Annotated in this window: 19 protein-coding genes; 7 read left to right on the top strand and 12 right to left on the bottom strand. The window is 71.6% G+C overall.

The window, feature by feature from the left end:
- Positions 1-658: 658 nt before the first annotated feature.
- Positions 659-2,344 carry a ribonuclease J gene (locus AC061S_RS41060; RefSeq protein ID WP_327255224.1) on the bottom strand — a complete coding sequence of 562 codons (1,686 nt, stop codon included), beginning with the start codon at positions 2,342-2,344 and terminating at the stop codon, positions 659-661.
- A 116-nt stretch (positions 2,345-2,460) separates the two neighbouring features.
- Positions 2,461-3,360, bottom strand: coding sequence for a 4-hydroxy-tetrahydrodipicolinate synthase (gene dapA, locus AC061S_RS41055; RefSeq protein ID WP_266904008.1), 900 nt, complete (start codon positions 3,358-3,360; stop codon positions 2,461-2,463).
- Between the two features lie 471 nt (positions 3,361-3,831).
- Here dapA and AC061S_RS41050 point away from each other — a divergent pair, with 471 nt between their 5' ends.
- Positions 3,832-4,071 (top strand): hypothetical protein, encoded by a 240-nt coding sequence (locus AC061S_RS41050; protein ID WP_266904009.1) that lies wholly within the window; start codon positions 3,832-3,834, stop codon positions 4,069-4,071.
- A 48-nt stretch (positions 4,072-4,119) separates the two neighbouring features.
- Positions 4,120-4,683 carry a PH domain-containing protein gene (locus tag AC061S_RS41045; RefSeq protein ID WP_478690970.1) on the top strand — a complete coding sequence of 188 codons (564 nt, stop codon included), beginning with the start codon at positions 4,120-4,122 and terminating at the stop codon, positions 4,681-4,683.
- 64 nt (positions 4,684-4,747) lie between these two features.
- On the opposite strand, the gene AC061S_RS41040 is transcribed toward AC061S_RS41045, so the two are convergent.
- From AC061S_RS41040 to eccD, 6 genes are all read right to left on the bottom strand, one after another.
- Positions 4,748-5,221 carry a hypothetical protein gene (locus AC061S_RS41040; RefSeq protein WP_478690969.1) on the bottom strand — a complete coding sequence of 158 codons (474 nt, stop codon included), beginning with the start codon at positions 5,219-5,221 and terminating at the stop codon, positions 4,748-4,750.
- A gap of 19 nt (positions 5,222-5,240) precedes the next feature.
- Entirely contained in the window at positions 5,241-5,993 is a 753-nt protein-coding gene (gene dapB, locus AC061S_RS41035) for a 4-hydroxy-tetrahydrodipicolinate reductase (protein ID WP_478690968.1), read from the bottom strand.
- A gap of 74 nt (positions 5,994-6,067) precedes the next feature.
- On the bottom strand, positions 6,068-7,447 hold the full coding sequence (locus AC061S_RS41030) for a M16 family metallopeptidase (protein WP_478690967.1): 1,380 nt from the start codon (positions 7,445-7,447) through the stop codon (positions 6,068-6,070).
- Positions 7,444-9,666 carry a polyribonucleotide nucleotidyltransferase gene (locus AC061S_RS41025; RefSeq protein ID WP_478690971.1) on the bottom strand — a complete coding sequence of 741 codons (2,223 nt, stop codon included), beginning with the start codon at positions 9,664-9,666 and terminating at the stop codon, positions 7,444-7,446. The genes AC061S_RS41030 and AC061S_RS41025 overlap by 4 nt, the downstream gene beginning before the upstream one ends.
- 297 nt (positions 9,667-9,963) lie before the next feature.
- Positions 9,964-10,251, bottom strand: coding sequence for a 30S ribosomal protein S15 (rpsO, locus tag AC061S_RS41020; protein ID WP_478690966.1), 288 nt, complete (start codon positions 10,249-10,251; stop codon positions 9,964-9,966).
- Between the two features lie 172 nt (positions 10,252-10,423).
- On the bottom strand, positions 10,424-11,929 hold the full coding sequence (gene eccD, locus AC061S_RS41015) for a type VII secretion integral membrane protein EccD (RefSeq protein WP_478690965.1): 1,506 nt from the start codon (positions 11,927-11,929) through the stop codon (positions 10,424-10,426).
- Between the two features lie 238 nt (positions 11,930-12,167).
- Between eccD and eccCa the strand changes: the two genes are divergently transcribed.
- Positions 12,168-16,145 carry a type VII secretion protein EccCa gene (gene eccCa, locus AC061S_RS41010; RefSeq protein ID WP_478690964.1) on the top strand — a complete coding sequence of 1,326 codons (3,978 nt, stop codon included), beginning with the start codon at positions 12,168-12,170 and terminating at the stop codon, positions 16,143-16,145.
- A 141-nt stretch (positions 16,146-16,286) separates the two neighbouring features.
- A complete protein-coding gene (locus tag AC061S_RS41005) occupies positions 16,287-16,532 on the top strand; it encodes a DUF397 domain-containing protein (RefSeq protein ID WP_243337515.1) in 246 nt (81 codons plus the stop codon).
- Between the two features lie 103 nt (positions 16,533-16,635).
- On the opposite strand, the gene AC061S_RS41000 is transcribed toward AC061S_RS41005, so the two are convergent.
- The 4 genes from AC061S_RS41000 to eccB form a co-directional block, all read right to left on the bottom strand.
- On the bottom strand, positions 16,636-16,944 hold the full coding sequence (locus tag AC061S_RS41000; RefSeq protein ID WP_478690963.1) for a WXG100 family type VII secretion target: 309 nt from the start codon (positions 16,942-16,944) through the stop codon (positions 16,636-16,638).
- Positions 16,945-16,990: 46 nt separating this feature from the next.
- On the bottom strand, positions 16,991-17,332 hold the full coding sequence (locus AC061S_RS40995; RefSeq protein ID WP_478690962.1) for a WXG100 family type VII secretion target: 342 nt from the start codon (positions 17,330-17,332) through the stop codon (positions 16,991-16,993).
- A 215-nt stretch (positions 17,333-17,547) separates the two neighbouring features.
- Positions 17,548-18,831 carry a type VII secretion-associated serine protease mycosin gene (gene mycP / locus AC061S_RS40990; protein WP_478690961.1) on the bottom strand — a complete coding sequence of 428 codons (1,284 nt, stop codon included), beginning with the start codon at positions 18,829-18,831 and terminating at the stop codon, positions 17,548-17,550.
- Entirely contained in the window at positions 18,831-20,441 is a 1,611-nt protein-coding gene (eccB, locus tag AC061S_RS40985; protein ID WP_478690960.1) for a type VII secretion protein EccB, read from the bottom strand. The genes mycP and eccB overlap by 1 nt, the downstream gene beginning before the upstream one ends.
- A 260-nt stretch (positions 20,442-20,701) precedes the next feature.
- Between eccB and eccE the strand changes: the two genes are divergently transcribed.
- From eccE to AC061S_RS40970, 3 genes are all read left to right on the top strand, one after another.
- Positions 20,702-21,985: a type VII secretion protein EccE gene (eccE, locus tag AC061S_RS40980; protein WP_478690959.1), complete on the top strand. Its 1,284-nt coding sequence runs from the start codon at positions 20,702-20,704 to the stop codon at positions 21,983-21,985.
- Entirely contained in the window at positions 21,982-22,746 is a 765-nt protein-coding gene (locus AC061S_RS40975; RefSeq protein ID WP_478690958.1) for a hypothetical protein, read from the top strand. The genes eccE and AC061S_RS40975 overlap by 4 nt, the downstream gene beginning before the upstream one ends.
- 1,803 nt (positions 22,747-24,549) lie before the next feature.
- A partial coding sequence (locus tag AC061S_RS40970; protein WP_478690957.1) for an SCO5717 family growth-regulating ATPase occupies positions 24,550-25,565 on the top strand: 1,016 nt, incomplete at its 3' end.

Genomic DNA, 25,565 nt, shown 5'->3' with positions numbered 1-25,565 from the left:
ACTCTCCATGAATGTTTACCCGTAATCGGGTGCACACGCACTTAGAGCGGGACAGTCATGTCGGAATAAGACCGACCGTCCACTGCGTCCTCGCTGTGTAATTGCCTGCAAGCATCAGGGCCGAAGCCGCGACCTCACAGGTCTTTTTCAAAGGAACCTCATCCACCGAAATGGACGGGGTATCAACTTTTTGGCGTTGATTTTTGGCACGCTGTTGAGTTCTCAAGGAACGGACGCTTCCTTTGTACTCACCCTCTCAGGCTTTCCTCCGGGCTTTCGTTCTGTTCTTGCGTTTCCGACTCTATCAGACTCTTTCGTGTCCGATTCCCGGCCGAAGCGGGTTTCGCTTTCCAGTTCTTCGCTTTCGCGTTTCCCTTTCCGGCGATTCCAACTCTACCAGATCATTTCCGTGCCCTGCTTCTCGAAAGTCGCAGTCGGCTTGGATTTGAATTGGACGGCCATTGGAGAGCCATTCCCTTTCGGGCGAGCCAGACTTTATCAGGTTTCCCTGCTCTGGAATCCCACCCGCCCGCATCAACATGGCCGCGCACACGTGTGTGCCGGGGTGCCGTGCGAGGTGGAGACGTAAACGTACTGGAGCGGGGCCCCCGGATGCAAATCCGGTTGCCCCGCTCCGGTGTGGTCGCTACGGCGAGGGTCAGACCTCGACGACGACCGGGAGGATCATCGGGCGGCGGCGGTAGCCGTCCGAGACCCACTTGCCCATCGTGCGGCGGATGAGCTGCTGGATCTGGTGCGGCTCGGCCACACCGTCCGCGGCGGCCCGGGCGATGGCTTCCTCGATCTTCGGCAGGACCGAGCTGAACGCCGAGTCCTCGATGCCGGAGCCGCGGGCCTGGATGTTCGGGCCGCTGACGATCTTGCCCGTGGTGCTGTCCACCACGACGTAGACCGAGATGATGCCCTCGTCACCGAGGATCTTGCGGTCCTTGAGGTGGGCTTCGGTGACGTCGCCGACCGAGAGGCCGTCCACGTACACGTAGCCGGCCTGGACCTTGCCGGAGATGCGGGCCTTGCCGTCGATGAGGTCGACGACGACGCCGTCCTCGGCGATGACGATCCGGTCCTTCGGTACGCCCGTCAGGGCGCCGAGCTCGGCGTTGGCGCGCAGATGGCGCCATTCGCCGTGGACCGGCATCAGGTTCCGCGGCTTGCAGATGTTGTAGAAGTACAGCAGCTCGCCTGCGGAGGCGTGGCCGGAGACGTGCACCTTGGCGTTGCCCTTGTGCACGACGTTGGCGCCCCAGCGGGTCAGGCCGTTGATCACGCGGTAGACCGCGTTCTCGTTGCCCGGGATGAGCGACGAGGCCAGGATGACCGTGTCGCCCGGGACGATCCGGATCTGGTGGTCGCGGTTCGCCATGCGGGACAGGGCCGCCATCGGCTCGCCCTGCGAACCCGTGCAGACCAGGACGACCTCGTGGGCCGGCAGGTCGTCGAGGGTCTTGACGTCCACGACCAGGCCGGCGGGAACCTTCAGGTAGCCCAGGTCACGGGCGATGCCCATGTTGCGGACCATCGAGCGGCCGACGAAGGCGACCCTGCGGCCGTACTCGTGCGCGGCGTCGAGGATCTGCTGGATGCGGTGCACGTGGCTCGCGAAGCTCGCCACGATGATCCGGTTGTTGGCGTTGGCGAACACCGTGCGCAGCACGTTGGAGATCTCGCGCTCGGGCGGGACGAAGCCCGGGACCTCGGCGTTCGTCGAGTCCGAGAGGAGAAGGTCGATGCCTTCTTCGCTCAGGCGCGCGAAGGCGTGCAGGTCGGTGAGGCGGTTGTCCAGCGGGAGCTGGTCCATCTTGAAGTCGCCGGTGCACACGACCATGCCGGCGCCGGTGCGGATGGCCACGGCCAGGGCGTCCGGGATGGAGTGGTTGACCGCGATGAACTCGCAGTCGAAGGGGCCGAGGTTCTCGCGCTCGCCTTCCTTCACCTCAAGGGTGTAGGGGCGGATGCGGTGCTCCTGGAGCTTCGCCTCGATGAGCGCCAGCGTCAGCTTGGAGCCGATCAGCGGGATGTCCGGCTTCTCCCGGAGGAGGTACGGGACGGCGCCGATGTGGTCTTCGTGGCCGTGCGTGAGGACGATGCCCTCGATGTCGTCGAGGCGATCCCGGATGGACGAGAAGTCCGGCAGGATCAGGTCGATGCCCGGCTGCTCCTCTTCGGGGAAGAGGACGCCGCAGTCGACGATGAGCAGGCGGCCGTCGAACTCGAAGACGGTCATGTTGCGGCCGATCTCACCGAGCCCGCCCAGGGGGGTGACCCGAAGGCCGCCCTTGGGGAGCTTCGGCGGCGGACCGAGTTCAGGATGCGGATGGCTCAAAAGGTTCTCCTTCACCACGCGCGGCCACGTACCCGTCGAGGCACGTGGCGCGCATGTCATTCGTGCACTTGCTGTTGTCTTGTGTGGTTCCGCTTATTCAGTTGTGAAGTCTGATGTCAGAGCTGTACCCCGCCGGCGGCAAGATCGATCTTGAGCTGCGCCGTCTCTTCGGCGGTCAGCTCGACCAGCGGGAGCCGCAGCGGGCCCGCGGGCAGGCCCTGCAGGTTCAGTGCGCCCTTGGTGGTGATCACACCCTGGGTGCGGAACATGCCGGTGAAGACGGGGAGCAGCTTCTGGTGGATCTCGGTGGCCTTCTGGACGTCGCCGCCCAGGTGGGCCTCGAGCATCTCGCGGAGCTCGGGGCTGACCACGTGACCGACCACGGAGACGAAGCCGACCGCGCCGACCGACAGGAGCGGCAGGTTCAGCATGTCGTCACCGGAGTACCAGGCCAGGCCGCTCTGTGCGATGGCCCAGCTTGCCCGTCCGAGGTCGCCCTTGGCGTCCTTGTTGGCAACGATACGGGGGTGCTCGGCCAGCCGGACGAGTGTTTCCGTATTGATCGGGACACCGCTGCGGCCCGGGATGTCGTAGAGCATGACCGGGAGCTCGGTGGCGTCGGCGATCGCCGTGAAGTGCCGGAAGAGGCCCTCCTGCGGCGGCTTGCTGTAGTACGGGGTGACCGCGAGCAGGCCGTGGGCGCCGGTGCGCTCGGCCTGGCGGGCCAGCTCGAGGGTGTGACGGGTGTCATTGGTGCCGATGCCGGCGACCACGTGGGCCCGGTCTCCGACCGCTTCGAGTACGGCTCGTACGAGGTCGTTTTTCTCCGCGTCAGTGGTGGTCGGCGACTCGCCGGTGGTTCCGTTGATGATCAGGCCGTCGTTGCCTGCGTCCACCAAGTGGACGGCGAGCTGCTGCGCGCCGTCGAGGTCAAGTGCGCCATCCGCCGTAAACGGCGTGATCATGGCGGTGAGGACCCGCCCGAAGGGGGTCTGCGGAGTCGAGATCGGAGCCATGGGTAACACGCTACTCGCTGCCATGCTCGCGGTGTCCCCTCGGGGGACGTGATGAGGGTGTTGGAGCCCGGCACTGCCTGCTCGGGGGTTCAAGCAGTGCCGGGTCCGTTTGATCAGCCTAGATGAACTTTACGAAACGTGGCAATACGGACACTTCGGACTTGATCCGTACATCCGTGCGGAACCTCAGGATCCGGGCTTACGGGGCACCCCGGTCGACCGCGGGAGGGGCGCCGGGAGGCCGCCGCCGGAGCCGCTCCGGCGGGGGGAAGGATGCGGCCGGCAGGGCCGAACGGGCAGCCGGCGATCCTCGGGGGTCGTGGCCGGCGGAGCTGACGCGGCGCCATAAAGTTTGGTTAATGTCCCGAAAATCGGCACCGATCGGGCCTTTCGTACGTCCTACCCGGTAGAACGTCCGTCCGTCCTGCCCCCACCGCCCCAGGGCCCTGACCGTGAGGAGAGTCGTTCCCCATGTTCCGCCGGCGCGAACCCGTCCCGTTCGCCTTCGTCGCCGAGGCCGACCGATTCCGCAGCAACGTCACTCCGCCGCCGCGCGAGAGTCTGGGCAAGACCCAGATCGCCGCCCGTAGTCTGGTCGGACTGACCGTCGTGGCGGGGCTCGTCGGATCCCTGCTCTTCGGCATCCCCGCCCTGCAGCCGAGCCACGCACCGGCGAAGTCGCAGCAGTCGGAGGCCTCCGAGGGGCGGTAGCCTCACGGGCACAGCCCAACCGAACGTGCATGTGAGTGAGGTCCTGCCGTGCCCCTGCCCTTCCTGACGGCCGACAGCGCATTCGACGCGCACGACAACGGGGAGACGCTCCCCTACGAAGACCCCGACCGCTGGCGTCGCCCCTACCGCCCGGGGCCCTGGCGGGTGGCCATCGCCGCGGTGCTGCTCCTGCTGGGCTCGTTCATGCTGTTCGCCACGGTGATCATCGTGGCCGCCGGCACCTGGACCGGCGCCCTGGGCGGCCTGCTCGCCTCGCTCGCCGTGGTCGGCTCCGCCCTGCGGCTGCTGCGCACGGGCGTCTGGGTGAGCCCCAAGGGGCTGCGCGTGGTGGGGTTCTTGACGACCCGCTCCATCCCGTGGAGCCAGGTCGGCGAGGTCCGCACGGTGCAGCAGCCCGTGCGCTGGCTCGGGCTGCCCAGGACCGTACAGGGCCAGGCCCTGACGGTGGCCGCGCGCGGCGGGGCGGAGCTGCCGGTGCTGCTGACCGACCACAACGCCGATTTCCTGTCGCGGACCGAGGCCTTCGACCGGGCCGCCGACTCGGTCGAGGCCTGGGCGGCGGAGTACCGGCCCGTGGCCGGCATCGCCTGACGTCGCGATTGCGGTGGTCTCCGCCCGGCCACCGCAACCATCAACTGAGGAACCACGACGGCGATCAGCCACGTCCGCGAGAGCGGCGCCGGTTTAGGCGCAAAGAGGGGTGCAGGGAGATGGCCCGCTGCATGGCCTTGCGGGCCCGCGGGGTGTCGCGGGCGTCGTGGTAGGCGATGGCGAGGCGGAACCAGCTCCGCCAGTCCCCCGGCGCGTCCTCCGTCTCGGCCCTGCGGCGCGCGAAGACCTCGTCGGCCGAGTCCCGCAGGATCCGGCCGTACGCGTCCCGCTCCAGCTCGTCCACGGGCAGTCCGCCCTCGGCCTCCAGCTCGACTCCGAGCTGGTTGGCCCTGGTGACGAACTGGGTGTTCTTCCAGAGGAACCAGACGCCGATGACCGGCAGGATCAGCACGGCCACCCCGAAGGTGACGGTGAGCCAGGTCCCGTGCCGGATCAGCATCAGGCCCCTGCTGCCGACCAGGACGAAGTACACGACCAGGACCGCGGCCGTGATGAAGTAGAGGATCTTCGCGCGCATGGGTGCCGTCGCCTGCTCGTCAGCCGAGTTCGAGGAAGTTTTCCAGGCCGAAGGTGAGGCCCGGGGTCTGCGTCACGCGGCGTACGCCGAGCAGGATGCCCGGCATGAAGCTGCTGTGGTGCAGGGAGTCGTGACGGATGGTCAGGGTTTCGCCCTCGCCGCCGAGGAGCACCTCCTGGTGGGCCAGCAGGCCGCGCAGGCGGATCGCGTGCACCGGGACGCCGTCGACGTCCGCGCCGCGCGCGCCGTCGAGCGCGGTGGCGGTGGCGTCGGGCTGCGCGCCGAGGCCTGCCTCCGCACGGGCGGCCGCGATGAGCTGCGCCGTACGGGTCGCCGTGCCGGAGGGGGCGTCGACCTTGTTCGGGTGGTGCAGTTCGACGACCTCGACGGACTCGAAGTAGCGCGCGGCCTGCGCGGCGAACTTCATGGTGAGGACGGCGCCGATGGAGAAGTTCGGGGCGATGAGCACACCGGTCGCCGGGGAAGCGGCGAGCCAGGTGTTCAGCCGGCCGAGGCGGTCCTCGGTCCAGCCGGTGGTGCCGACGACTCCGTGGATGCCGTGGCGGACGAGGAACTCCAGGTTCTCCATCACCGAGGCGGGGGTGGTCAGCTCGACCGCGACCTGGGCGCCGGCTTCGGCCAGCGTCTCCAGCTTGTCTCCGCGGCCGAGGGCGGCCACCAGTTCCATGTCCTCGGCGGCCTCGACGGCCTTGACCGCCTCGGAGCCGATGCGGCCCTGGGCGCCGAGAACTGCCACGCGCAGCTTGCTCATGTCATTCCTTAAAGTGCGTACGGGCCCGGGCCCTGTCCCGGGGCCCGGGCGACGTGCTCCTGAGTTGGGCCTGGCTAGGCGACGGCCTCGTCGAGACGGGCCGCCTGCTTCTCCTTCAGGGGTCCGATCACCGCGAGCGAGGGCCGCTGCGCCAGGACGTCCTGCGCGACCGAGCGCACTTCGTCCGGGGTGACGGCGGCGATCCGGGCCAGCAGGTCGTCGACCGACATCTGGTCGCCCCAGCACAGCTCGCTCTTGCCGATGCGGTTCATGATCGCGCCGGTGTCCTCCAGGCCGAGGACGGTGGAGCCGGACAGCTGGCCGACGGCCCGCCGGATCTCCTCGTCGGTGAGCCCGTCGGCGGCGACCTTGTCCAGCTCGTCCCGGCAGATCCGCAGTACGTCGTGGACCTGGTTGGGGCGGCAGCCGGCGTAGACGCCGAAGAGGCCGGTGTCGGCGAAGCCCGAGGTGTACGAGTACACGCTGTAGGCGAGGCCGCGCTTCTCGCGGACCTCCTGGAAGAGGCGGGAGGACATGCCGCCGCCGAGCGCGGTGTTCAGTACGCCGAGCGCCCAGCGGCGCTCGTCGGTGCGGGCCAGGGCCGGCATGCCGAGGACCACGTGGGCCTGCTCGGTCTTGCGGTTGACCAGTTCGACGCGGCCGGAGGTGCGGATCCGCTTGGTGCCGGAGCGCGGGCCCACCGGTTCGGCGTCGGTGCGGGTCAGGGCACCGGCCTTCTCGAAGGCCGCGCGGACCTGGCGTACGACCTTGTTGTGGTCGACGTTGCCCGCGGCCGCCACGACCAGGTGGGTGGGGTCGTAGTGCTTCTTGTAGAAGCGGCGGATCCGGTCGGCGGTGAGCGCGTTGATCGTGTCGACGGTGCCGAGGACGGGACGCCCGAGCGGGGTGTCCCCGTACATGGTCTGGGCGAACAGGTCGTGGACCATGTCGCCCGGGTCGTCCTCGGTCATCGCGATCTCTTCGAGGATGACTCCGCGCTCGGCGTCGACATCGGATTCGAGGATCAGCGAGCCGGTGAGCATGTCGCACACGACGTCGATGGCCAGGGGTAGGTCGGTGTCGAGCACCCGCGCGTAGTAGCAGGTGTACTCCTTCGCCGTGAAGGCGTTCATCTCGCCGCCGACCGCGTCGATCGCGGAGGAGATGTCGAGGGCACTGCGCTTCTCGGTGCCCTTGAAGAGGAGGTGCTCCAGGTAGTGCGTGGCGCCGTTCAGCGAAGGCGTCTCGTCCCGGGAGCCGACGTGCGCCCAGATCCCGAAGGTGGCGGAGCGGACGGACGGCAGGGTTTCGGTGACGACGCGCAGTCCGCCGGGGAGGACCGTGCGCCGGACGGTGCCGATGCCGTTGGCGCCCTTGAGCAGTGTTTGGGTACGGGCGACGGCCCGCCCCTCCGAAGAGGGGCGGGCCGTCACACGGGAACTACGCGACATCACTTGTCGGAGTCGTCCTTGTCAGCGTCGTCACCGGCGGCCTCGCCGTCGATCACGGGGACCAGGGAGAGCTTGCCGCGGGAGTCGATCTCGGCGATCTCGACCTGGACCTTGGTGCCGACCGCGAGCACGTCCTCGACGTTCTCCACGCGCTTGCCACCGGCGAGCTTGCGGATCTGCGAGATGTGCAGCAGGCCGTCCTTGCCGGGCATGAGGGAGACGAAGGCACCGAAGGTGGTGGTCTTGACGACCGTACCCAGGTACCGCTCGCCGACCTCCGGCATGGTCGGGTTGGCGATCTGGTTGATCGTGGCGCGGGCGGCCTCGGCGGCCGGACCGTCGGCGGCACCGATGTAGATGGTGCCGTCGTCCTCGATCGTGATCTCGGCGCCGGTGTCCTCCTGGATCTGGTTGATCATCTTGCCCTTGGGGCCGATGACCTCACCGATCTTGTCCACCGGGATCTTGACGGTGATGATCCGGGGGGCGAACGGGGACATGGCGTCCGGCGTGTCGATCGCTTCCATCATCACGTCGAGGATGTGGAGGCGGGCGTCGCGGGCCTGCTTGAGGGCGGCGGCCAGAACCGAGGCCGGGATGCCGTCGAGCTTGGTGTCGAGCTGGAGCGCGGTGACGAACTCCTTGGTGCCGGCGACCTTGAAGTCCATGTCGCCGAAGGCGTCCTCCGCACCGAGGATGTCGGTGAGGGCGACGTAGTGGGTCTTGCCGTCGATCTCCTGCGAGATCAGGCCCATGGCGATGCCGGCGACGGGGGCCTTGAGGGGCACACCGGCGTTCAGCAGCGACATGGTGGAGGCGCAGACCGAGCCCATGGACGTCGAGCCGTTGGAGCCGAGAGCCTCGGACACCTGGCGGATCGCGTAGGGGAACTCCTCGCGCGTCGGGAGGACCGGCACGATCGCGCGCTCGGCGAGCGCGCCGTGGCCGATCTCGCGGCGCTTCGGCGAACCGACGCGGCCGGTCTCGCCGACCGAGTACGGCGGGAAGTTGTAGTTGTGCATGTAGCGCTTGCGGGTCACCGGGGAGAGGGTGTCCAGCTGCTGCTCCATGCGGAGCATGTTCAGGGTGGTGACGCCCAGGATCTGGGTCTCGCCACGCTCGAACAGCGCCGAGCCGTGCACGCGCGGGATGGCCTCGACCTCGGCGGCGAGGGTACGGATGTCCGTGATCCCGCGGCCGTCGATGCGGACCTTGTCCTTGATGACGCGCTCGCGGACCAGGGCCTTGGTGAGGCTGCGGTACGCGGCGGAGATCTCCTTCTCGCGGCCTTCGAAGGCCGGGAGGAGCTTCTCGGCGGCGATCTCCTTGACGCGGTCCAGCTCGGCCTCGCGGTCCTGCTTGCCCGCGATGGTCAGCGCCTGGGAGAGCTCGCCCTTGACGGCGGCCGCGAGGGCCTCGTACACGTCGTCCTGGTAGTCCAGGAAGACCGGGAACTCGCCCTCGGGCTTGGCGGCCTTGGCGGCCAGGTCGGCCTGGGCCTTGCAGAGGGCCTTGATGAAGGGCTTCGAGGCGTCGAGGCCGGCGGCCACGACCTCCTCGGTCGGCGCCTCGGCGCCGCCCTTGACCAGCGCGATGGTCTTCTCGGTGGCCTCGGCCTCGACCATCATGATCGCGACGTCGCCGTCCTCGAGCACGCGGCCCGCGACGACCATGTCGAAGACGGCGTCCTCGAGCTCGGTGTGCGTCGGGAAGGCAACCCACTGGCCGCGGATCAGCGCGACGCGGACGCCGCCGATCGGGCCCGAGAAGGGCAGGCCGGCCAGCTGGGTGGACGCGGAGGCGGCGTTGATCGCCACGACGTCGTACAGGTGGTCGGGGTTGAGCGCCATGATCGTCGCGACGACCTGGATCTCGTTGCGCAGGCCCTTCTTGAAGGACGGGCGCAGCGGGCGGTCGATCAGGCGACAGGTGAGGATCGCGTCCTCGGAGGGGCGGCCCTCGCGGCGGAAGAAGGAGCCGGGGATCTTGCCGGCCGCGTACTGCCGCTCCTCGACGTCCACCGTCAGGGGGAAGAAGTCGAGCTGGTCCTTGGGCTTCTTCGACGCGGTGGTGGCGGAAAGCACCATCGTGTCGTCGTCCAGGTAGGCAACGGCGGAGCCGGCGGCCTGGCGGGCCAGACGGCCCGTCTCGAAGCGGATGGTGCGGGTGCCGAAGGAACCGTTGTCAATGACGGCCTCGGCGTAGTGGGTCTCGTTCTCCACTAGCGTTTTCTCCATTTTCGTCGTCTCCGTCCGCCACCCGTGTGGTGGTGGACGGTTGCGGAGAAGCGCTCCTTGCGTGCGGGCCGGTCTTCGATCGAAGCAGCCGGGCGAAGCCACGTGCGGGCTTTCCGGATGCCACTACCGAGGACCGGCGGCGTAGGGAGGGCGCTCCTCCTCTTCAGTTGTGCACGTCTTCCGACGTGGACGCTTCCAGACTACAAAGCGTCCGGTACGTCGCGCACGTACAGCAAAGGGAGCGGCCCCCTCAATGTGGGAACCGCTCCCTTCACAGCGTCTTTACTTGGCGCCGGCCGCACCGCGGCGGATGCCGAGGCGCTCGACCAGCGCACGGAAGCGCTGGATGTCCTTCTTGGCCAGGTACTGCAGCAGGCGGCGACGCTGGCCGACCAGGATCAGCAGACCACGACGGGAGTGGTGGTCGTGCTTGTGGGACTTCAGGTGCTCGGTCAGGTCCGAGATGCGGCGGGACAGCATCGCGACCTGGACCTCGGGGGAGCCGGTGTCGCCCTCCTTGGCACCAAATTCTGCGATGAGCTGCTTCTTGACTGCGGCGTCGAGCGGCACGCGTACTCCTTGTAATAGGTCTTCATAGCCACCGAGTGCCCCAGGTCGAATTCTCTGGGGATCTTCCGTAACTCGGGAGGCGGGGTCCGCTGAGCGCAGCCCCCGGAGGAATCCGGAGGCGCGTACACAAACGGCCGTCACACAGCGTACCAGGCTGCCGCTGCGCCTCGTCTCAGCTGGTGAGAGCGCGGGCCCGGGCGTAGACGTCGAGCACGGCCAGGGTCAGCGGGACCAGGCTGAGCAGGACGGCCGCCTCGGTGAGGTCGAGCATCCGCCCCCAGAAGGGTGACAGACCCTTGCGGGGAATGACCAGCGCAATTCCGACGAGGAGGGCCGCGCCGGCGGCCACGGCCGCGGAGAGCCAGAGCGTACGGATCTCCAGGCCGCTGTGGTCCCCGTACAGGGCGAGGTCCCGGAGCAGGGCGGCCGGCGGGTGCATGGCGAGGCCCAGGACGAGCAGGCCGAGGGCGGCGAAGCCGGCCACGAGGGCGCAGGCGACCTGGGAGGTGTAGCGGAAGAGGCGGGCGCGCAGCAGCATGGCGAGCCCGGTGGCCAGGGCCAGGAGCCGGGCCCAGGTGTCGTCCGAGAAGCCGAGGACGGCGGCGGAGCCGACGGCGACGGCCGCGCAGCCGCCGACGAGGCCGAGGAGCATCTCGTGGCCGCGGCGGGCCTGGGCGGCGATGGCCTCGGCGTCGAGCGGGGCTCCGGAGTCGTGGCCGTCGGTGGCGGAGCGCTCACCGTACGGCTCGCTCTCGTAGCGGTCCGGGGTCTCGTACTCGGCCGTGGCGCTCTGCGGGGCGGAGTAGCCGATGGGGAGCCGGGCGAAGCGGGCGGAGAGGCCGGGGAGGAAGGCGACGAGGCCGATCGCGGCGGGGGCGCAGACGGCCGCGGCGGAGGTCGCCCCGGCGTCGGCGGTGATGGCGGCGAACGTGGCCAGGGTCCCGGTGGCGGCGAGGAAGGTGGTCGCGACGAAGGGGGCGTCGCCGTCGGGGGTGAGGGCGACGAGGGCGACGGAGGCGACGAGCACGCAGACGCAGCCGAGGAGGAACTGGAGCCGGCCGGGGCCCTGGCCGGCGGCGGGGGCGATGATGCCGGAGCCGGCGATCAGCAGGTGCGGTACGGCGGCGAGGCCGAGGGCGACGGCGGAGCCGCGGTCTCGGTAGACCCGGGCGCGGACGCCGGCGGTGGCGGTGAGGAGCACGCCGATGGAGCCGGCGATGATGCCGGGCAGTCCGTGCATGTCGTGCAGGACGGGGTCGGCGTACCAGAGGACGAAGCCGAGCAGGACGAAGAGGACGGCGGCGCCGGTCAGGCCCGCGCCGCGCAGCATGTCGTCGCTCCAGCGGTGGCGGTCGCGCACCACGGCGGCGGCGACGGCGTCGGAGACGTCGTCGAAGACGGCGGGCGGCAGCGATTCCGCGAACGGGCGCAGGCTCAGCACTTCGCCGTCCAGGACCTGCTGGGCCGCGAGGGTGCGGGCGCCGTCGAGGACGGTGCCGGAGCGCAGGACCAGGTGGAAGCCCGTGGGTGCGCCGACGGGCTGGGTCTGGCCGGTGAGGCGCAGCAGCTCGGGGTAGATGTCGGCGACGGCGATGTCCTCGGGGAGGGCGACGTCTATGCGGCTGTCGGGAGCCACGACGGTGACCCTGCGGAAGCCGGTCGCCTCGGCGGTGTTCACCTGATGCCCCCCGGTGGGTGTGTGAGCTGGTGTGCGTGTGGGTGCGCCGGCGGCGGTGCTCCGACCGCCGGTGCGCAGCCGATTCGCGGATGCGCATGCCGCGCGCGCCACCCTACCGGGAGTGCGGATGACTGTCGGCAAGTAGGATCACCTCTCTGCGGAGGAGACCCCCTTCGTGCCCGGGACTTGACGGCGCCGGTTGCGACGTCCCGTCTGTTTTCAAGGGATTGATGCTCCGGTGAGCCAGATCGTCGTCAAACGTCCGCCCCGGTCGCTGCCGCCCGAAGTGCCTTCGGACGAACTGCGGCTGGAGGCACCGCCGGAACTTCCCCGGGGGCAGCAGGAGGGCGTGCTGATGCAGCTCCTCCCGATGCTCGGGATGGGCTCGTCCGCCGTCTTCTTCTTCATGCCGGGTGCCGCGCCGTTCATGCGCATCATGGGCGTGCTGATGATGGTGTCGACGGTGGGCATGCTGGTGGCCCAGTTGATGCGGCACCGGCGCGGTACCCAGGGGCAGATGGCCGACATCCGGCGGGATTACCTCAAGTACCTGGCTCAAACCCGCCGTCAGGTACGGAGGACCGCGCGCGCCCAGCGTGACGCGCAGCTCTATCTGCACCCGGCTCCGGAGCAGTTGTGGTCGGTGGTGGCCGAGAGTTCGCGGCTGTGGGAGCGGCGGGTCGGCGACGCGGACTTCGGGCAGGCCCGGCTGGGGCTGGGCGCGCAGCGCCTGGCGACCCCGCTGGTGGCTCCGGACACGGCGCCGGTCGACGAGCTGGAGCCGCTGGCGGCGGGCGCCATGCAGCAGTTCCTGAGGGTGCACTCCTCGCTGGACGGGCTGCCGATGGCGGTGTCGTTGCGGGCGTTCTACCACGTGACGGTCTCCGGGGAGCCCGAGTCGGCGCGGGGCACCGCGCGGGCGCTGGTGGCCCAACTGGCGACGCTGCACTCTCCCGAGGACCTGATGGTGGCCGTGGTGGCCGCGCCGGGCGCGGTGGCGGAGTGGGACTGGGTGAAGTGGCTGCCGCACACCCAGGTTCCGGGTCAGATCGACGGGGCCGGCACGAAGCGGCTGTTCGGCGACGACCTCGCCGAGCTGGAGGGGATGCTGGGCTCCCGGCTGGAGGGGCGGCCCCGGTTCAGCCGGGAGGGCTCCCCGGTGCTGGACCAGCCGCACGTGGTCCTCGTACTGGACTCGGGTTCCCGCGGGGGTCTGGTGCCGCCGGACTCGGTGTTCGCGGCGGCCGAGGGTCTGCAGGGGGTCACCGTCGTCGAGGTGGTGGCGGGCGAGCTGGACGAGGCGCGCGGCGGGCTGTCGGTCGTGGTGCGGCCGGGCCGGCTGCGGCTGGAGTCGGGTGCGGGCGTCGCCTACGAGGGTCTGCCGGACACCCTGTCGCTGCCGGCGGCCGAGGCGCTGGCCCGGCAGCTCGCGCCGCTGCGGACGGGCGGCGGGGACGAGGACGAGCCGCTGCTGGCCAATCTGGACTTCACCGACCTGCTGAACCTGGGTGACGCGGCCGCCGTGGACGTGGCACGGACCTGGCGGCCGCGCTCCGCCGGCGAGCGGCTGCGCGTGCCGATCGGGGTCGGCGAGGACGGCTCCCCGGTGATGCTGGACCTGAAGGAGGCCGCGCAGGAGGGCATGGGCCCGCACGGGCTGTGCGTGGGCGCGACCGGTTCGGGCAAGTCGGAGCTGCTGCGCACGCTGGTGCTGGGGCTGGCCGTCACGCACACCTCGGAGACGCTGAACTTCGTACTGGCCGACTTCAAGGGCGGTGCGACCTTCACCGGGATGGGGCAGATGCCGCACGTCGCGGCGGTCATCACCAACCTGGCGGACGACCTCACGCTCGTGGACCGCATGGGCGACTCGATCCGGGGCGAGCTGCAGCGCCGCCAGGAGCTGCTGCGTTCGGCGGGCAATTACGCGAACATCCACGACTACGAGAAGGCCCGCGCGGCCGGTGCTCCGCTGGAGCCGCTGGCCTCGCTGGTGCTGGTCATCGACGAGTTCTCCGAGCTGCTGACCGCGAAGCCGGACTTCATCGACATGTTCATCCAGATCGGCCGCATCGGCCGGTCGCTGGGCGTGCACCTGCTGCTGGCCTCGCAGCGGCTGGAGGAGGGCAAGCTGCGCGGGCTGGACACGTACCTGTCGTACCGGATCGGTCTGCGGACCTTCTCGGCGGCGGAATCGCGGACCGCGATCGGCGTGCCGGACGCCTACCACCTGCCGTCGGTGCCCGGTTCGGGCTACCTGAAGTTCGGTACGGACGAGATGACGCGCTTCAAGGCCGCGTACGTCTCGGGCACCTACCGCTCGGGCGGGCCGGACCTGTCGGTCGGGCTGTTCCCGGTGGAGCGGCGGCCCGTGCTGTTCACGGCGGCGCCGGTGCCGGTGGTCTACGCGGCTCCGGACCCGGCGTACCTGTCGGCGCGGGCGGAGCAGGAGGCGCGGGCCGGGGACGACGCGCTGGCGGACACGGTGCTGGACGTGATCGTGGGACGGCTGGAGGGGCAGGGCGTGCCGGCGCACCAGGTGTGGCTGCCGCCGCTGGACCAGGCTCCGCCGCTGGACCAGTTGCTGCCGGCGCTGGCGCCCTCGGCGGAGCGCGGGCTGCACGCGGAGGGGTACACGCGGCCGGGCGGGCTGGTCGTGCCGCTCGGGCTCATCGACAAGCCGTTCGAGCAGCGGCGCGAGGTGCTGTACCGGGACTTCTCGGGTGCCGCGGGCCACATGATGGTGGTCGGCGGTCCGCAGTCGGGCAAGTCCACGCTGATGCGGACGCTGATCTCCTCGTTCGCGCTGACGCACACCCCGCGCGAGGTGCAGTTCTACGGGCTGGACTTCGGCGGCGGCGGCCTGTCCTCGCTCGCCGAACTGCCGCACGTGGGCGGGATCGCGTCCCGGCTGGATCCGGAGCGGGTGCGGCGCACGGTCGCGGAGGTGGCCGGAGTGCTGCGCCGGCGCGAGGAGTTCTTCCGCGCGAACAACATCGACTCGATCGGCACCTACCGGCGCCGGCGGGCCGCGGGCGAGCTGCCCGGGGAGGCCTGGGGCGACGTGTTCCTGGTCGTCGACGGCTGGGGCGGCTTCCGGGGCGAGTACGAGGCCCTGGAGCAGGTCGTCACGGACATCGCGTCCCGCGGGCTGGGATACGGCATCCACGTGGTGATCACGGTCGCCCGGTACATGGAGGTCCGGGCCGCGCTGAAGGACCAGATCCTCAGCCGGCTGGAGCTGCGCCTCGGCGACGTCATGGACTCGGAGTTCGACCGCAAGGTCGCGGCGAACGTCCCGACGGGGATGCCGGGCCGCGGCCAGGTCGCGGAGAAGCTGCACTTCCTGGGCGCGCTGCCGCGGGTCGACGGCTCGCACGCGGCGGACGACCTGTCGGAGGCCACCGCCGCCTTCGTGGACGCAGTGAAGCAGAACTGGGCGGGCCAGGCGGCCCCCGGCGTGCGGCTGCTGCCGCGGCTGCTCCACGCGGACCAGCTCCCGAAGGGCCAGGAGTACCCGGAGCGCGGGATCGCGATCGGCATCGACGAGACCGAGCTGGAACCGGTGTTCGTCGACTTCGAGACCGACCCCTTCCTCCTCGTGTTCGGCGAGAGCGAGTCGGGCAAGACGAACCTGCTGCGGCTCATCGCGCAGCGGATCTCGGAGCGCTACGGCCCGGACCGGGCGCGGCTGGTGGTCGGCGACTACCGGCGCGGCCTGCTCGGCGCGCTGCCGGAGGAGCACCTGCTGGAGTACGCGCCGATGGCGAGCTCCCTGCAGATGCACATGGAGGCGCTGGCCGGGGTGTTCGCCCGCCGGCAGCCGCCGCAGGACGTCACTCCGCAGCAGTTGCGCGACCGCAGCTGGTGGACGGGCCCGGACGTGTTCATCATCATCGACGACTTCGACCTGGTGGCCACGAGCCAGGGCAATCCGCTGGCGCAGCTGGTGGAGTTCCTGCCGTTCGCCCGGGACACGGGCGTGCGCTTCGTCATCGCGCGCAGCTCGGCGGGGGCCTCGCGCTCGCTGTACGAGCCGTTCATGCAGCGGATCAAGGAGCTGGGCGCGCAGGGCGTCGTACTGTCCGGCGATCCGTCCGAGGGGGATCTGGTCGGCAACGCGCGGCCGCGTCCCATGCCGCCGGGCCGGGCCTCCTTCGTCTCGCGCAAGCGCGGGACGTCGCTGATCCAGATCGGGCGGATGCCCGGGATGTAGGGCGGGGCGCCGGCCGGCGCGCGGGGGCGCAGAGCCGCGGAGGGTTGCGGAGGGTTGCGGAGGGTTGCGGAAAGCCTCCCGCGCGCGGCGGGTCACCGTCGATAATCGGCAGGGATCGCACCACCGAAGGAGAGGCCGCGCATGGGCACTCAGCAGGAGAAGGACGAGCTGTACGGGCTCGACATCAGCGGCGTCGAGTGGGAGGGCCCGCCCGGCACCTCTCCCGACGAGGAGCGGGTCGAGATCGCCCGGCTGCCCGAGGGAGCGGTGGCGATGCGGTCCTCGCTGGACCGGGACACGGTGCTGCGCTACACCGCGGCCGAGTGGGAGGCGTTCGTACTCGGGGCCCGGGACGGGGAGTTCGATCTCGACCGGGGTCCGCGCTAGGCCTCGTACGGCCTCGTGGGACGGAGGAAGGGGCGCGCCCGGTGCGGGCGCGCCCCTTCCTCGTGCTTCGCCGTCCTCGGCGGTGCTTCGCGGTGCCGCGGGCCTAGTAGGCCTCGGTGAACAGGCGCGAGGCCTTCACGTCGGTGGCGCGGTAGTCGTTCTTGCCGCGCTCGATGAGGTCCGCGACGAGGCGCAGCTGGGCGCGCATGTGGTCGGCCTTGCCGTTGTACTTGCGCTGCAGCTCGACGTACTGGGCGTGCGCCTCGCCGTCCCAGGTGTCGGTGACGACCGTCAGGGCCGCACCCATCTCGTCGAGGTCCTTCTTGATGTTGTCCGAGACGATGCGGATGCGGTCCGCCATCACCTGGACGCTCTCGTACTGGACCTTGGTGTGCCCGTTGTTCGCGGTCATGCTCTTCTCCTTCGCACGGGGCTGGGCAGGTGGGTGGGGAAGCGGGTCAGATCCCGTTCAGGGCCGAGGTGTTGCCCCCGCCGCTGCCGGCCTTGACCGCCTGGAACGCGGAGACCACGTCGTCGTCCTGCGCGTTGCTCAGGTTCTTGGTCTGCCCGACCGCGTTGTGCAGGACGCCGAGCAGCCGGCGGATCTCGTCGTGGTCCTCGTTGACGACCGTCTGCGCGGAGGTGAACCCCGACGCACCCACACCGGTCCAGCCCGCGCTGACGGTGGCGAGGATGTCCGCCAGCTCCCGGGACTGCCGCGTGACGCTGTCGGCGGTCTCCGAAATCTTGTTCAGTGCCTGCTTTACCGGGTCATCAGCGAGTCCGAAATTGCTGGTCATCCGAAGCTCCTCATCTCTCAATTCGCCAGACAGAACCGGCGGATCGCGCGGCGGAGCGGTACTACGAGAAGGCGGTTTTCAGCCACGCGCCCCCGGATCCCCCTCCGCTTCACGCACAATCCCCGATCACAGTCGTGAAGCCTCCGAACACTGTAGTCAGTTGATCGGCCCGACCCAACACAGCCCATCGGGTTCTGTTGATGAACCGTGACCGTTCACAGCAAACGGCGCCTTCGGTTCCGGGCATCCCGGACCACCGTGGCGGTCCCCGCGATCACGGTGATGAGCACGCCGCCGATCCCCAGCGCGTACGTGCCGAGCCGCTCGTCGCGTTCGCGCGCCGTCTCGCTCGTGTGCATCACGGCCGGTTCCGGGGCAGCCGCACGGGGCGGCCCGGGGTCCGCCACGGGGGCCTTGGGGGGCTCGGCTCCCACGGCGGACTGGGTGAGCGCGCGGACCGGGTCGACGACGCCCCAGCCCACGAAGTCGTCGTGGCCGTTGACGGAGCGCTCGGCGGTGTTCTGGAGCTGCCAGATCACTTCCTGCGCGGTCCACTGCGGGTGCTTGGCGCGCAGCAGTGCGGCGACCCCGGCGACGTAGGGGGCGGAGAAGCTGGTGCCGTTGTCCACGCACTGGCCGAAGCCGGGAACGGTGGAGAGCATGTCGACCCCGGGCGCCGCGATCCCGAGGAAGGAGCCGGGCTGGGAGAAGGCGGCGCGCTCGTTGTTGCGGTCCGAGGAGCCCACCGCGAGGACGCCGGGGAAGGCCGCCGGGTAGGTGGCGCGCTTCTTCCCGGTCAGGCCGTCGTTGCCCGCCGAGGCGATGACGACCACGTTGGCCTCCACGGCCTTCTTGACGGCCTGGCCGAGCTTGGAGTCCTGGGTCATCGGCACCTCGGTGTCCTGCGAGATGTTGATGACCTGGGCGCCCTTGGACACCGCGTGGGTGATGGCCTCGCTCAGGGTCTCGGCGTTGCCGTTGCCCTGCCCGTCGTTCTGCCGGATGGGGATGATCGTGGCCTCGGGGGCGAGCCCGACGAAGCCGGTGCCGGGCTTCGGGCGGGCCGCGATGAGCCCGGCGACCTTGGTGCCGTGCCCGACGGTGTCCGTGGTTCCGTCGCTCTTGGCATCGATGAAGTCGCGGCCGGCCGCGATGTCGAGGGCGTCGGCGAGCTGCGGGTTGACCCGGTCGACTCCGGTGTCGATGACGGCCACGCGGACGCTCTTCCCGTCCTGGGAGCGGCCCCTGGTGTCCGCCCAGAGCTCGTCGAGCAGCAGCCGCTGGAGCGCCCAGGGCCGGTCCTCGACCTGCTTCTTCATCGGGAAGGTGCACTCGCCGGCGCCCGCGAGGCGCAGGGGCGTGTTCGGGTACGAGGCCTCGCGCCCGCCCTCGTACGCGCTCCCGGGCCCAGGCCCGTACGAGGGCTGCGGCGCGGCGCCCAGCGTGAGGGCGGCGGCCGCCAGCAGGGCGGCGAGGGCGGGCTTCGAAGTGCTCCGCATCACGAACCCTGGGGCTGGCGGGCGGAGTTGCTGTCGAGGCGGGGGCCCTTGGAGAGGAACTCCGACCATGCGATGGGCACCGTCACCGGGACCACCTTCTCGTATCCGAGCCGGGCCTGGGCCTGGCTCGGCGCGGGGCGGCCGTCGGAGGTGACCGGCCCGCTCTGGCCGGGGCTCGCGCTCTGGCCGGGGCTCGCGCTCGGTCCGGGTGAGGGCTGGGCCGCGTCGCTGTCGCCGTTGGCCTGGACGGCGTACCGCAGGCCGGTGTCGGTGACCAGGAAGAGCGCGCCGCCCGCGGTGGTCTGGCGGCCCTGCGCCTGGGTGTAGAGCAGGCCCGTGCCCGGAGTGACGTAGGCGCTCGTACCGCTGGCGGTGATGTCGACGGGGAATCCGGTGCCGGCCCAGGTGCTCAGCGTCTGGGCGCCCTGGGCGTCGACCGAGCGCAGCACGCTGCAGACGGTGTCGCGGTCGCCCTCGGCGCCGGCGGCGGGGGCGCCGGGCGCACGGACCACGTTGATCCGGTCGGTCTTCTTCTGGGGCCATTTCATGTCGCCCTTGAAGGGCGTGCGGTCCGGGTTGATGGCCTGGAGGTCCACCTCGTGGGGCTTGCCGTGCATGTCGAGCCGGTCGGTCGCGGGCGAGGAGATCATCAGCCAGGCGGTGAAGTCGGAGACGGGGACGACCTTGCCGGGCAGCACCAGGTAGTGCTGGGCGCCGGCGCCGGTCACGGCCTTCAGCACCATGCCGACCTTGTCGTCCCTGCTGGCCAGGCCCTTGACCCCGGCGGGCGTCCCGGCCTTCGCACCCGGAATTTCGGGGAAGGCCAGCTCGTGGCCGGTGCCGAGGGTGGCCAGCCACTCCTCGGAGACCGGCTGCGGGAGGGCGCTGCCGCCGACGAGGGCGTTGGTCATCGTGCGCGCGTCCGCGGTGCCCTCGGGAAACTTGTACTTCATGCCCGCCGCGTCGACGAGGTAGCGGGCCTTGCCCGGGCCGGTGCTCTGGACGTACAGGGCCTGGGAGTCGGAGAGCCGGCGCCCGTCGTCCATCAGGCCCGCCTCGCGGTCGGCCAGGACGAAGGTGGCCGTCTGCACGCCCTTGCCGTTGCCGCCGGGCTGCTGGCAGACCGCCCAGCGCTTGGCCTTCCCCGCGTCCGCCGGGGCGGGCAGCCGGTCGGGGGCGTACGGGATGCCGATGATGGGGCCGCGCGGGAGCTTGCCCGCGTCCAGCACCTTGTCCGCGACCTGGACGACCTTGGCCTTGGCGGGGTCGAGCAGCAGCCGCGCGGAGGCGAGGTTCAGCACCGGGTGCAGCCGGGTCTGGTTCTTGCCGTTGACCTCGGTGGTCAGGACGACGTAACGGGTCGTCGAGTCCTTGCCGACGATGACGTGGTCGCCGGGGGTGTCCCATCCCTTGGGGGCCGTCGGCTTGAACATCCCCCAGGCCCCGAAGGCCGCGAGGACGAGCGCCGCGGTGATCACACCGGGCAGGACGGCGCGCAGCGGGCGCGGAGCACCCTCCTCGGATCCGCTCGCGGAAGGCTGAAGGAACGCGGCCACCGTGCGTCGCTTCGCAAAGGTGTACGCGTTGAGCTCGTCACGTCGTGAGGCCATGGCCGCCTGATTCTCCCCGCACGGCCCGGTCGGTGGGTACGGTCTCCGGGCCTCTATTGTCCGACCGGCCACCTACTATGCCTCTTGACGGAGGGTGGGTGGGGGCCGGGTAGGCTGAGGCCGCCGCTCCACGCCTTCCGGGCCGGGGGAAACAGGGGTGTTGGGGCGGATTGGTGAGATTCCGGGGGCGAGCGGCCGGCTGTCGCGCGTGCTGCCGGGGCTCAGGAGTACGAACCCCGGAAAGGTGAGGTGCGCGAGTGATGGCCACTGCCGTGAGGCCGCGGACCGGGGCGCCCGCACCCGCGCGCGCCGGAGTGACCCCGCATCCCAAGTCCGGTCCGGGCCGTTTCGGGCCGTTCCGATTGCAACAACTCGTGCTCCTCCAGGTCGCCGCGGCGGCCCTGTTGGCAGCCTGGGTGGTGGAGCCGCTGCTGCTGGCGCCGGCCGGTGCGCTCGCCCTGGTCCTCGTCCTGCTCGCGGTCGTACGCAGGCACCGGCGCTCGCTGCCCGAGTGGATCGGCGGCGCGCTGGCGCTGCGCGCACGCCGCCGCCGGGCCGCCGCCACGGCGGTGCCGGCCGGTACGGAGCCGGGGCTGGCCCCGCTCGTCGAGGCCGATCCGGCGTTGCGGACGCTCACGTTCAGCGAGCGGGAGCGGGACCGTGACCGGCGGCCCGTCGGGATGGTCGGCGACGGCACGTTCCTGACGGCGGTGGTCCAGGTCGACATGGACGCCACCGCGCTGCGGCCCGACCGGGCGGCGCGGCCGCTGCCGCTGGCCCTCGTACGGGACGTCCTCGAAGTGGACGGCATCCGGCTGGAGTCCGCACAGCTCGTGCAGCACACCCAGCCGGCGCCGGCGCCGCACCTGCCGGCCCAGTCGATGGCCGCGCGCAACTACGCCCCGCTCCAGGCCCTGACCGGGAGCCCCGCGGTCCGCCTGACGTGGATCGCGCTCAAGCTGGATCCGGAGCTGTGTCCCGACGCGGTCACCGCGCGCGGCGGCGGGCTGCCGGGTGCGCAGCGGTGTCTGGTGCGGGTCGCGGACCAGTTGGCGAGCAGGCTCGCGGGGGCCGGGTTCCGCGCGACGGTACTCACGGAGCAGGAACTGACGGGCGCGCTGGCGACTTCCTCGTGCGCGAACCCGATGGCGATCACCCAGGCGGGGCGGTCGGCGGCCACCGGACGGCGTACCGAGGAGACCTCGCGGACCTGGCGCTGCGACGACCGGCGGCACACCACGTACTGGATCAGCCGCTGGCCCCAGTTGGGCGGGAGCGGGGCCGGACTGCCGCAGTTCGTGGCGCTGTTGACCTCGCTGCCGACGCTGGCGACGAACTTCAGCCTGACGATGACCCCGGCCGCGCGGCACGAGGTCACGCTGACCGGGCACGTACGGGTCACCGGGCGCAGCGACGAGGAACTGGTCACCGCACGGCGCGGACTGGAACAGACCGCTCGGGGAGTCAAGGCCGGGCTGGTGCGGCTGGACCGGGAGCAGGTGCCGGGGCTGCTGGCGTCGCTGCCGCTGGGAGGAGCGCGATGAGGGGCTCGACGAGGGGCTCTCGATCGGGAGCGGGTACGGGAGCGGGCTCTCGTACGGGCTCGGTGCGGGGTGGCTTCGGGCTGGTCGGCCCGCGGCGGGAGCGGCACGTGGTCCAGGCGGCCGACCTGGACGAGCTCGCGCTGCCGGTCGGGGACGACGGGGTCGTCATCGGCGTGGACTCGGGGGGCCGCCCGGCGGTCCTCGGCGTCAACCGGCCGACACCGTACGAGGTCACGCTGATCGGCGGCCTGTGGACGGCGCAGGTCCTGGCCCTGCGGGCGGCTGCCACGGGCGCGCGGGTGACGGTGGAGACCGGGCGCGGCCAGGTGTGGTCCGGCCTGGCGCAGGCGGCGGGCGGGGGTCAGCAGTGCGTGACCCTGCACGACGTGGGCCGGGTGCCGCCGCAGGGCGCGTCGGCGGGCAGTCCGGTCCTGGTGATCCGCGACTGCGGCATGCGTCCGCCGCGGGGGCGCGTGGCGGCGGGACCCTGGCAGTCGGTCCTGACCCTGCTCCCGTACCTGAGCCCGGCGGCCCCCCGACTGGTGCGCAACGCCTCCCTGGTCGGCGTCCAGCGGGTCTCCCCGGACGAGGCGGAGCAGCTCGGCCGCCTGATGCGGCTGCCCGCGGCGGCGGTGGAGTCGCTGCCGACGCTGGGCGACGGGGTCACGCTGTGGTGCACCGAGCGGGACCGGCAGTTCGTGATGACGCAGCCGACGGACGGGGAGACGGGCCTGCTGGGTCCGGCGCGGCGCATCGACTGAACCGGGGCGGGCCGGCCGGCCGGGGGCGGGGCCTTGCCGGAGCGGAGCCGGCCGCTGCGGCGCCCGGGGGCCGGGGTGGTCGTCGGCGGGGCCCGGCCGGGATGCCAGGGCGCTTGCCTGCGGAACTTGGGGGTGACGCGAGGTTCGATTCACGGGGGACCCGGGGGCGCGGGCTGCGGCGCCCGGGGGCGGGGTGGTCTCTGGCGGGGCCCGGTGGTGCCGGGGTGCGCCCGCGGAGCCGGGGGCGCCGGGTTGGCGGTCGGCGGAGCCTGGCGGTGCCGGGTGCTCGTCTGCGGAGCCCGGGAGTGCCGCGAGGTTCAGCCTCACGGGGGACCCGGGGTCTCGGGGTGGGCACTCGGGAGGTACCGGTTCGGGGGATGGCGGCTTGGGGCTGCCGGTTGGGCGCGCCTGCACTGGTGCGGGGCCGGCGGGGAGTCCGCGGACGGGCAGACCGCAAGCAGGTGGGCCGGTGGGCCGCAGCAGGCGGTCCAGAACACCGGTGGCCCTGATGAGCGGACCGGAAACGAGCTGAGTAAGCACGACCGTGGAACCGGCCTGCCGACGGGCCGGGAGCGGACAGGCCACTGTCGGCATGCCGAGGATCTGCAGTACGGGAAGCCGAATTGCAACCCAGCGGTCGGGGAAGCGGCGGGCGGAACGAGCGGGCTCGTAAAGGCAGTTCGGAAGCAGGCGACCCCTGAACGTCCACGCGGGAACCGTCGGATCAGAGGGTGAGCCGGGAACCGGCAGAACGTGCTCGGACCTGCCACCAACCGGCAGGCCCGGAACGGGCAGACCAGGACCAGCAGGCCGAACTGAGCAAGCCGAGAACTGGTTGACCGGGAAGCTCGGCACGAGCCGGCCGAGAGGCGGCAGACCGGGTCCACCTCCGCACGGGAGGCCGAGAAGGAACCAGCGGACGGGACTGAACGAGCCGGGAACCGGCGGGCCGGGCCGGTACGGGCATGTCCCTGGCGGGCGGACCGGAACCGGCAGGCTCGGCACCAGCGGACCAGAGGATCAGGGGACCGGGCAGGCCGGCTGAGGACCGGACCGGAAGGACTGGTCCGGGAACCAACGGAGCGTGCACGGCGTGCCATTATCCGACGGGCCCGAACCGGCAGGCCGTGAACCGGCAGCGCCTGGATGGGCAGGCAGGGACCGGCAGGCCGAAACGAGTTGGCCGGGGCCGACCGACCACGAGCAGGCAAGCCCGGGACGCGCGAGGCCGGAAACCGGCAGCACCAGGACAGGTAGGCAGGCAGGCAGGCAGGCAGGCAGGCAGGCAGGCAAGGAACCGGTGGACCCGGAGACTCGGAACGTGCAGGCCAGAAACCCGGCCGGCCGAACCGAGCGAGCCGGGGCCGACCGGCCGGCAGCAGGCAAGCCCTGGGACGGGTGAGGCCAGGGCAGGCAAGCCCGGGACCCGACAGGCCGGGAACCGGCAGCGCCACGACAGGTGAGGCCTGCAAGGGTGCGCCGGAGGCGGTACGGGCGGGTTGGGGTTCCGCAGGGCGGGAACGGGTGGGGTGGGGACTGCACGCGCGTGCCGGGGCCGCCCTGGAGCGGTAGGGCGCGGCGGGCAGGTCGGGAGCGGGGCTGCCGTGGTGACGTGGCAGGTAGGAGGGGCGGGGATTGGCCGGGGACACGGCCGTATGGGCAGGATGGAGGCGGCTCGTACCCCGTGGTCTGCCTCGGGTTCGGGCGGACGGGGGCGGATACCGGCTGCGGGACACGATTAGGCTGGGCGCCGGCGTGGCGCGGTGGGACGCCGGACCAGTGTTCGACAGATCAGGAGGACCAGTGAGCGGCGATCGGAACGAGAGGCGCGGCGGGACGTGGGACGTCCCGACGGACGATCAGTCCGACGCGGAGCCCGAGCTGACGGGCGAGTTCACCATCGACTACACCCCGCCGGCCTGGTACACGCAGGGCGCGGCTCCGGCGGCCGCCGCGATCCCGGGGCTGCCCGAGGGAAGCGGCTTCGAGCCGCACCGGCCGCCGTCGGAGCTGGAGACCCCTCCGACGATGCGCATCGCCCCGCCGGCTCCGCGCACGGCCTCGAACGCACCGGCCTCGGCCATGCCGTACGCGGGCACCCCCGACGCGCCCACGGCGCTGACGGCCGGCTCCTCGGCCGCGCCGTACGCTCCGGCCGCGGGCGCTCCGGCCGCACCCTACGCTCCGGCTACGGGCGCCTCCGCCCCGCCGCACCCGTCGGCCCCGGGCACTGCCGTCCCGCCCTACCCGTCGGCGCCGGACACCGCCCGGCCGTCGTACCCGTCGTCCGCTCCGGACAGCTCCGCGCTCCCCCACACCCCGGCCACCGGCACCGGACTGCCGACGAACCCGTCCGCTCCGGACAGCTCCGCCCTCCCCCACGCCCCGGCCCCGGGCACCGGACTGCCGTCGTACCCGTCGGCTCCGGACAGCGCCGCCCCGCCCCAGACGCCCGGCCCGGAACGTGCCCAGCCGTCGACCCCGTCGGCTTCCGATAGCGCCGGCCCGCCCCACGCGCCCGGCGCGGACACCGGACTGCCGCCGTACCCGGGTGCCGCCGTCCCGTCGTCCCCGGCCGCTGCGGACACCCCCGCTCCGCCTCACACGCCGGCCGCGGGCACCGCCCTGCCGGCGGCCCCGGGCGGTGTCGGCGTGTCCGACGCCTCGGCGCCCGGTCGCGCCGACGGCGGCGCTCCGTCGGCTTCGGAGTCCACGCCCGCCGGACCGGCGCACCCGTCGGGCGCGCAGACCTCCCCGGGTGAGCCCTACGCCCCGGCTTCGCCCGGCTCCGGCGGGGTGTACCCGGGCGGGGCCCTGCC

It is taken from the genome of Streptomyces sp. CA189 (genome assembly GCF_056428985.1).
Note: the sequence above shows the minus strand (reverse complement) of the source record. Positions and strands in the feature narration are given on the sequence as shown.

Excerpts from the sequence above, each read along its gene's own strand:
- dapA (WP_266904008.1), bottom strand. The coding sequence starts at position 3,360 with ATGGCTCCGATCTCGACTCCGCAGACCCCCTTCGGGCGGGTCCTCACC.
- AC061S_RS41050 (WP_266904009.1), top strand. The coding sequence starts at position 3,832 with ATGTTCCGCCGGCGCGAACCCGTCCCGTTCGCCTTCGTCGCCGAGGCC.
- AC061S_RS41040 (WP_478690969.1), bottom strand. The coding sequence starts at position 5,221 with ATGCGCGCGAAGATCCTCTACTTCATCACGGCCGCGGTCCTGGTCGTG.
- dapB (WP_478690968.1), bottom strand. The coding sequence starts at position 5,993 with ATGAGCAAGCTGCGCGTGGCAGTTCTCGGCGCCCAGGGCCGCATCGGC.
- AC061S_RS41005 (WP_243337515.1), top strand. The coding sequence starts at position 16,287 with ATGGGCACTCAGCAGGAGAAGGACGAGCTGTACGGGCTCGACATCAGC.
- AC061S_RS41000 (WP_478690963.1), bottom strand. The coding sequence starts at position 16,944 with ATGACCGCGAACAACGGGCACACCAAGGTCCAGTACGAGAGCGTCCAG.
- AC061S_RS40995 (WP_478690962.1), bottom strand. The coding sequence starts at position 17,332 with ATGACCAGCAATTTCGGACTCGCTGATGACCCGGTAAAGCAGGCACTG.
- mycP (WP_478690961.1), bottom strand. The coding sequence starts at position 18,831 with ATGCGGAGCACTTCGAAGCCCGCCCTCGCCGCCCTGCTGGCGGCCGCC.
- eccB (WP_478690960.1), bottom strand. The coding sequence starts at position 20,441 with ATGGCCTCACGACGTGACGAGCTCAACGCGTACACCTTTGCGAAGCGA.
- eccE (WP_478690959.1), top strand. The coding sequence starts at position 20,702 with ATGGCCACTGCCGTGAGGCCGCGGACCGGGGCGCCCGCACCCGCGCGC.
- AC061S_RS40975 (WP_478690958.1), top strand. The coding sequence starts at position 21,982 with ATGAGGGGCTCGACGAGGGGCTCTCGATCGGGAGCGGGTACGGGAGCG.